Source organism: Kitasatospora sp. NPDC056800, from assembly GCF_042789775.1.
Taxonomy (GTDB): Bacteria; Actinomycetota; Actinomycetes; order Streptomycetales; family Streptomycetaceae; genus Kitasatospora.
The window spans coordinates 1-6,557 of record NZ_JBHUAL010000318.1; the positions used below are offsets into that span (position 1 = coordinate 1).

Annotated in this window: 7 protein-coding genes; 3 read left to right on the forward strand and 4 right to left on the reverse strand. The window is 73.8% G+C overall.

Annotated features, from left to right (window positions below):
* Window positions 1-24 precede the first annotated feature (24 nt).
* Together ACFRQN_RS39150 and ACFRQN_RS39155 are read right to left on the reverse strand one after the other, a co-directional pair.
* Window positions 25-618 carry a DNA-3-methyladenine glycosylase I gene (locus ACFRQN_RS39150; protein WP_380745398.1) on the reverse strand — a complete coding sequence of 198 codons (594 nt, stop codon included), beginning with the start codon at window positions 616-618 and terminating at the stop codon, window positions 25-27.
* Complete coding sequence (locus ACFRQN_RS39155; RefSeq protein ID WP_380745400.1) at window positions 615-1,055, reverse strand: DivIVA domain-containing protein; 441 nt, start codon at window positions 1,053-1,055, stop codon at window positions 615-617. Before ACFRQN_RS39155 ends, ACFRQN_RS39150 begins: the two co-directional genes overlap by 4 nt.
* 181 nt (window positions 1,056-1,236) lie before the next feature.
* On the opposite strand from ACFRQN_RS39155, the gene folP reads away from it, so the two are divergent.
* Window positions 1,237-2,049 carry a dihydropteroate synthase gene (folP, locus tag ACFRQN_RS39160; protein WP_074001558.1) on the forward strand — a complete coding sequence of 271 codons (813 nt, stop codon included), beginning with the start codon at window positions 1,237-1,239 and terminating at the stop codon, window positions 2,047-2,049.
* A gap of 130 nt (window positions 2,050-2,179) precedes the next feature.
* On the opposite strand, the gene ACFRQN_RS39165 is transcribed toward folP, so the two are convergent.
* Complete coding sequence (locus ACFRQN_RS39165) at window positions 2,180-2,989, reverse strand: TIGR00730 family Rossman fold protein (RefSeq protein ID WP_049655631.1); 810 nt, start codon at window positions 2,987-2,989, stop codon at window positions 2,180-2,182.
* A 111-nt stretch (window positions 2,990-3,100) separates the two neighbouring features.
* The gene (gene dapE / locus ACFRQN_RS39170; RefSeq protein WP_380745402.1) at window positions 3,101-4,177 is read right to left on the reverse strand and encodes a succinyl-diaminopimelate desuccinylase; all 1,077 of its coding nucleotides are present in this window, start codon (window positions 4,175-4,177) and stop codon (window positions 3,101-3,103) included.
* Between the two features lie 122 nt (window positions 4,178-4,299).
* Here dapE and ACFRQN_RS39175 point away from each other — a divergent pair, with 122 nt between their 5' ends.
* Both ACFRQN_RS39175 and ACFRQN_RS39180 read left to right on the forward strand, forming a co-directional pair.
* The gene (locus ACFRQN_RS39175; protein ID WP_181970669.1) at window positions 4,300-5,373 is read left to right on the forward strand and encodes a hypothetical protein; all 1,074 of its coding nucleotides are present in this window, start codon (window positions 4,300-4,302) and stop codon (window positions 5,371-5,373) included.
* 302 nt (window positions 5,374-5,675) lie between these two features.
* Window positions 5,676-6,494 carry a hypothetical protein gene (locus tag ACFRQN_RS39180; RefSeq protein WP_380745404.1) on the forward strand — a complete coding sequence of 273 codons (819 nt, stop codon included), beginning with the start codon at window positions 5,676-5,678 and terminating at the stop codon, window positions 6,492-6,494.
* Window positions 6,495-6,557 lie beyond the last annotated feature (63 nt).

The window sequence follows — 6,557 nt, forward strand, 5'->3', positions numbered from 1 at the left end:
GGCCGGCCGGCCCGGACCCGCCGGTCAGCCCTTGGCGCCGGTGCGGACGTGGCAGTCCGCCAGGTGGTCGTCGACCAGCCCGCAGGCCTGCATCAGGGCGTACGCGGTGGTCGGGCCGACGAAGCGGAAGCCCGCCTTCTTCAGCGCCTTCGCCAGCGCCGTCGACTCCGGCGTGACGGCCGGCACCTCGCCCATCGTGCGGGGGGCCGGCCGGCCCGGTTCGGCGGCGAACTGCCAGATCAGCGCGTCCAGGCCGCCCGCCAGGTCGCGGGCGACCCGCGCGTTGGCGATCGCCGCCTCGATCTTGGCCCGGTTGCGGATGATGCCGGCGTCGGCGAGCAGGCGCTCCTTGTCCGCCTCGCCGAACTCGGCGACCTCGGCGATCCGGAAGCCCGCGAACGCGGCCCGGAAGCCCTCGCGGCGGCGCAGGATGGTCAGCCAGGACAGGCCGGACTGGAAGGCCTCCAGGCAGACCCGCTCGAACAGCGCGTCGTCGCCGTGCACCGGGCGGCCCCACTCGGTGTCGTGGTAGACCCGGTAGTCGTCGGTGGAGTCGCCCCAGCCGCAGCGGCGCAGGCCGTCCGCGCCGAGCACCGCGCCCCCGGCCGGGTCGGTCACTTCTCCGTCCCCGGCTTCGCGTCCTCGGGGGCGTGCTCCCCGGCCGGCTGCTTGGCGAGCACCACGGCCGGCTCGACCACCTGGGCGAACTGCTCCAGGCCGGGCAGCGGTTCGGCCGCCGGGTCGGGGGCGTTGGTCGCCTCGACGACGCCGCGCAGGTGGGCGGCGGCCTCCAGCTCGGCGATCCGCGCGTCGCGGTAGGCGAGTTCGGCGCCGAGGCGGTCCAGGACGTCGTCCACCTCGTCCATCCGGTAGCCGCGCAGCGCCATCGGCAGGCGCAGCTCGTCCACGTCCGCCCGGCCCAGCGGGCGGTCCTGCGGCAGCCGCGCGGAGATCCGGTCCGGTGCCGCCTCCGGCATCGAGCCGCCCCCGCCGAGCGCCACCAGGGCGGCACCGCCGACCACCACGGCCATGGCGACCACGATCACCCAGAACACGAGCTGTCCTCCCGAACTCCCGGCCGGTCCGCTATGTGGTGGCAGGCAACCACACTGATCATGACAGCATGGTCCCTTAGTGAGGCCGGGGGCCATCATCGCACCCGCAGGAGCTCTGGAGGAGACATCGGTGGCACTGCGCCTGGGACCGCGGGAATTCGGTGACGACGAGCTGGTGATCATGGCGATCGTCAACCGGACGCCGGACTCGTTCTTCGACAAGGGCGCGACCTTCGCCGACGAGGCCGCCTTCGCCGCCGCGGACCGCGCGATGGCCGAGGGCGCGGCGATCCTGGACATCGGCGGGGTGAAGGCCGGGCCCGGCGACGAGGTCACGGTCGAGGAGGAGCTGCGGCGCACCGTGCCCTTCGTGGCCGAGCTGCGCAAGCGCCACCCCGAGGCGGTGATCAGCGTGGACACCTGGCGGCACGAGGTCGGCGAGGCGGTCTGCGAGGTGGGCGCGGACCTGCTGAACGACGCCTGGGGCGGCGTGGACCCGAGGCTCGCCGAGGTGGCCGCCCGGTACGACGCCGGGCTGGTCTGCACCCACGCGGGCGGCGCCGAGCCCCGTACCCGGCCGCACCGGGTCGGGTACGAGGACGTGATGGCGGACATCCTGCGGGTGACCGTGGGGCTCGCCGAGCGCGCGGTGGAGCTGGGCGTGCGGCGGGACGCGGTGGTCATCGACCCGGGGCACGACTTCGGCAAGAACACCCGGCACTCGCTGGAGGCCACCCGGCGGCTGCCGGAGATGACCGCGACCGGCTTCCCGGTGCTGGTCTCGCTCTCCAACAAGGACTTCGTCGGCGAGACCCTGGACCGGCCGGTGAACGAGCGGCTGCTCGGCACCCTGGCCACCACCGCGGTCTCGGCCTGGCTGGGCGCGCGGGTCTACCGGGTGCACCAGGTCGCGGAGACCCGCCAGGTGCTGGACATGGTCGCCTCGATCCGGGGCACCCGCCCCCCGGCGGTCGCCCGCCGGGGGCTGGCGTGAACCCTCCTGTCGGCGCTCGGCTCGCCTCCGGGGCGCTCGGACCCGGTGCCGACGTTCGTCGCTCCGGCGCTCGTCCCTCGCTTGTCGCTCCTCGCTTTCGGCACCGGCGCGACCCTTCGGCTCGCTCGCGCTAGATCTCGTTCGCGGGCCGGCGGGCGTCGGCGAGGATCTTCATGACCTCGTCGATCTCGTCGGTGATGTGGAACAGCTCCAGGTCGTGCGGGGCCGCCTTGCCCTGCGCGACCAGGGTGTCCTTCAGCCACTCGTACAGGCCGCCCCAGTAGGCGCTGCCGTAGAGGATCACCGGGAAGCGGGTGACCTTCTTCGTCTGCACCAGGGTGAGCGCCTCGAACAGCTCGTCCAGCGTGCCGAGGCCGCCGGGCAGGACCACGAAGCCCTGCGCGTACTTCACGAACATCGTCTTGCGGACGAAGAAGTAGCGGAAGTTCAGCCCGAGGTCGACGAACTCGTTGAGGCCCTGCTCGAAGGGCAGCTCGATGCCGAGCCCGACGCTGAGGCCGCCCGCCTCGGAGGCGCCGCGGTTGGCGGCCTCCATCGCGCCCGGGCCGCCGCCGGTGATCACCGCGTAGCCGGCCTCGGCGAGGGCCCGGCCGATGGCCACGCCCGCCTGGTACTCGGGCGAGTCGACCGGGGTCCGGGCGGAGCCGAAGACACTGATCGCGGGCGGGAGTTCGGCGAGGGCGCCGAAGCCCTCGACGAACTCCGAGGTGATCCGCAGGACCCGCCACGGGTCGGTGTGCAGCCAGTCGGTCGGACCGGTGGTGTCCAGCAGGCGCTGGTCCGTGGTGCTCGTACCGACCTGGTCCCGGCGCACCAGCACCGGGCCCTTCTGCTTCTCGGGCCAGGCCTTCTTCTTCCGCGGCGCACCGACCTGCTCGGGGCCGTGGCCGTAGTGCTTCTCGTCTCCTGTGCCTGTCATGACGAAACCCTACGCCCGCCCTCCCCCGTTTTCAGGCAACGGGGGAAGGTCGGTTGAGCATCCGGAAGGTGGCGTTCGACTGCTGATCGGACGAGCGTCGCCGGCAGCGGCTCAGCTGGTCAGCCAGGCGCGCATCCGGTCCTCGACCTCGGCGATGGCGCTCAGCGAGCAGTACTCCTCGCGCTTGTGCGCCAGGTTCGGGTCGCCGGGGCCGTAGTTGACCGCCGGGACGCCGAGCGCGCTGAACCGGGCGACGTCGGTCCAGCCGAACTTGGCCCGGGCCTGGCCGCCGGTGGCCTCCAGGAAGGCCCGGGCGGCCGGCTGGGAGAGCCCGGGCAGGGCGCCCACGGCGAAGTCGGTGACGGTCAGCTCGAAGCCGTCGAAGACCTCGCGCACGTGCTTCTCCGCGTCCACCTCGTCGCGGTCCGGCGCGTAGCGGAAGTTGACCGTGACGACGCACTCGTCCGGGATCACGTTGCCGGCCACGCCGCCGTCGATCCGGACCGCGTTCAGGCCCTCGCGGTACTCCAGGCCGTCGATCTCCACCCGGCGCGGCTGGTAGTCCTCCAGCCGGGTGAGCACCTCGGCGGCGTGGTGGATGGCGTTGTCCCCGAGCCAGCTGCGGGCCGAGTGGGCGCGCACGCCGGTGAGTCGCACCTGCGCCCGCAGGGTGCCCTGGCAGCCGCCCTCGACCATGCCGCCGCTGGGCTCCATCAGCACCGCGAAGTCGCCGGCCAGCCACTCCGGGTGGTCCTTGGCCAGGTGGCCGAGGCCGTTGCGGGAGGCCTCCACCTCCTCGCAGTCGTAGAAGACGAAGGTGAGGTCGCGGTTGGGCTCGGGCACCGTGGCGGCGAGGCGCAGCTGCACGGCCACGCCGGACTTCATGTCCGTGGTGCCGCAGCCGTGGAGCAGGTCGCCCTCGACCCACGAGGGGAGGTTGTCGGCGATCGGCACGGTGTCCAGGTGGCCGGCCAGGACGACGCGCTCGGCCCGGCCCAGGTTCGTCCGGGCCACCACGTTGTTGCCGTGGCGGTCCACGGTGAGGTGCGGGTAGCCGCGCAGCGCGGTCTCGACGGCGTCGGCGAGCGCCTGCTCGTCGCCGCTCACCGAGGGGATGTCGACGAGCCGGGCGGTCAGCGTGCCGCCGTCGAGAGTGAGGTCCAGGGGCGTCGGGTTCGAGCTGCTCATGGGAGCCAGCCTAATCCGCGGCCCGGTCCGGTCGGAGGCGGGTGACGGCAACCGGAATGCGCCGCACATCCGTCCGAGTGGGTACGGTGTCGGATCAAGGTGCAGGCGCGAGAGGGGCGACGGTGGCCAGGAGAAGGAGCAGCGAAGAGCTGGGCGACGAAGAGGAGCCCACTCGCCGCCGCGGGCCGCTTCGCGCCCTGCTGATGGTGATCGTCGGGCTGCTCGGCCTGGCCATGGTCGCCGGCCTGGCCGTGGTCGGGATCTGGTGGTTCGGTTTCAAGCCCGGCGCGTCCGAGGAGTGCTCGGTGAAGACGGCGGCCGGGAACGGCACGCTGGAGCTGCCGCAGGCCGCCAACGCCGCGACGATCGCCGCGGTGGCGCGTTCGCGCGGGCTGCCGGACCGGGCCACCACGATCTCGCTGGCGACCGCCATGCAGGAGTCCAAGCTGCGCAACCTCGCGGGCGGCGACCGGGACTCGATCGGCCTCTTCCAGCAGCGGCCGTCGATGGGCTGGGGCACCCCGGCGCAGATCTCGGACCCGGTGTACGCGACCAACAAGTTCCTGGACGGCCTGGTCAAGGTCCCGGGCTACACCCGGATGCCGCTGACCGACGCCGCGCAGACGGTGCAGAAGAGCGGCTACCCGCAGGCCTACGCCAAGCACGAGACCAAGGCGACCCTGCTCACCTCGGCGCTGGCCGGCCGGGAGCCCGCCTCGTTCTCCTGCGTGGTGCACGACTACGCCAAGCCGGACCCGGCGGACTCCGCCTCGGCCGCGCCGGGTGCCACCCCGGGCGCCACCGCGGCCCCGGCCGCCGCGCCGGACCGGGCCCAGGTGCTGTCCGACCGGGTGCGCCGGGAGTTCGGCCGCACGGTGACCCCGGCGACCGGCTACACCTCGACCATCAAGGGCGCCGAGAACGCCGTCTCGCTGACCCCGGACCCGGCCACCGCCGCCCTGACCTCCTCGCCGGACGCGGGGGCGGCGGACGGCGGGGTGAGCGCCGAGCGGGCGAGCGGCTGGGAGGTCGCCCACTGGGCGGTCGCCCAGGCCCAGCAGCTGGGCATCGCGACGGTCGCCTACGACGGGAAGATCTGGCGCAAGTCCAAGTCCGAGGACGGCTGGCAGAACCAGACCTCGGGCACCTCGACCAAGCTCGTCCAGGTCACGCTGGCCCCGGCCGACAAGAGTTGACGCACTGGTGTTCGGGTTGCCGCCGGACGGGTGATTCCGGTCAACCCCGATGGACCGGCCGGCCGCTCCGGCGAACCCGGTTGGAGAACCGTCACTCCCCTTGACCGGGGCGGTTCGACGGCGTCCGACCGGGCCGGTCGGGCAGCGCTGTTGTGGTCGTACGATCCGATGGTCGGCCAGGAAGATTCCTTGCGTCGGCCGAAACCTTCTGGCTTCTCAAGCGGTAACAACGTCGTCCGCCCGGTCGTCCACGCCCGGTCCTTTGGCGGACGGGACGGACCCAGACCCCTTCGAGGAGCCCCATGTCTCACCCCCTCACGCGCCGGATCGCCCAGGCCGCGCTCGTCGTGGCCGCCGGAGCGACCCCGCTTCTCGCGGCCGGCTCCGCGTCCGCCCTGGGCGGGGACGCCCTGCTGCCCAAGAGCGACCTCGCGGCACCGCTGGGCCAGCTGGCCAACACCGACACCGGTTCCACCCTCCAGCACACCACCCACCAGCTCGGCCAGGCCGCCGGGACCACGGGTGCGGCCACCGTCGCCGCCGGCGTACCGGCCTCCGCCGACGCCGCCGGAAACATCGTCGCCCAGCAGCTGCCCGAGGCCAACGAGAAGGCCGGCTCGCTGACCGCCCCGGTCGACCAGACCGCGGCGACCGCGGGCCAGCTCTCCTCGGTCACCCCGAAGGTCGCCTCGTCCCTGGCCGGCAAGCTCGGCGAGGCCGTCACCGGCAAGAGCGCGGAGACCCGCAGCGCCACCGCCGGCACCGGCCCGCTCGGCGGACTCACCCAGGCGGGCTCGGTCACCCAGGCCGTGCCCGGCGCCGAGACGCTCACCGGCGCCGTCCCCGGCGGCACCGCCGTCGCCGACGCGCTGCCGGTCGGCGCGGTGCAGCGCGCGCTGCCGCTCGGCTCGGTCGAGCACGCCCTGCCCGCCGAGCTGCCCGCCACCGACGTGCTCGGCCTGGCCGAGCACGGGTCGGCCAACCGCCTCGGCGGTGCCGACCTCGGCGCGAACAGCCCGCTGTCCGGCCTCACCGGCGCGCTCGGCCCGCTCGGCGGCCTGCTGGGCGGCCTGGGCGGCGGCAACCTGAGCGGCGGCAGCCTCAGCGGCCTGCCGCTGTAACCCCCACCGCCGCACAACCCCCGGCTCGGGGAGAACCCCGAAGGGGGCCGGTGTCCTTGACAC

What these genes read in the sequence shown, in the direction of transcription:
- folP (WP_074001558.1), top strand. Translation starts at nt 1,237, where the DNA reads ATGGCGATCGTCAACCGGACGCCGGACTCGTTCTTCGACAAGGGCGCG.
- ACFRQN_RS39165 (WP_049655631.1), bottom strand. Translation starts at nt 2,989, where the DNA reads ATGACAGGCACAGGAGACGAGAAGCACTACGGCCACGGCCCCGAGCAG.
- dapE (WP_380745402.1), bottom strand. Translation starts at nt 4,177, where the DNA reads ATGAGCAGCTCGAACCCGACGCCCCTGGACCTCACTCTCGACGGCGGC.
- ACFRQN_RS39180 (WP_380745404.1), top strand. Translation starts at nt 5,676, where the DNA reads ATGTCTCACCCCCTCACGCGCCGGATCGCCCAGGCCGCGCTCGTCGTG.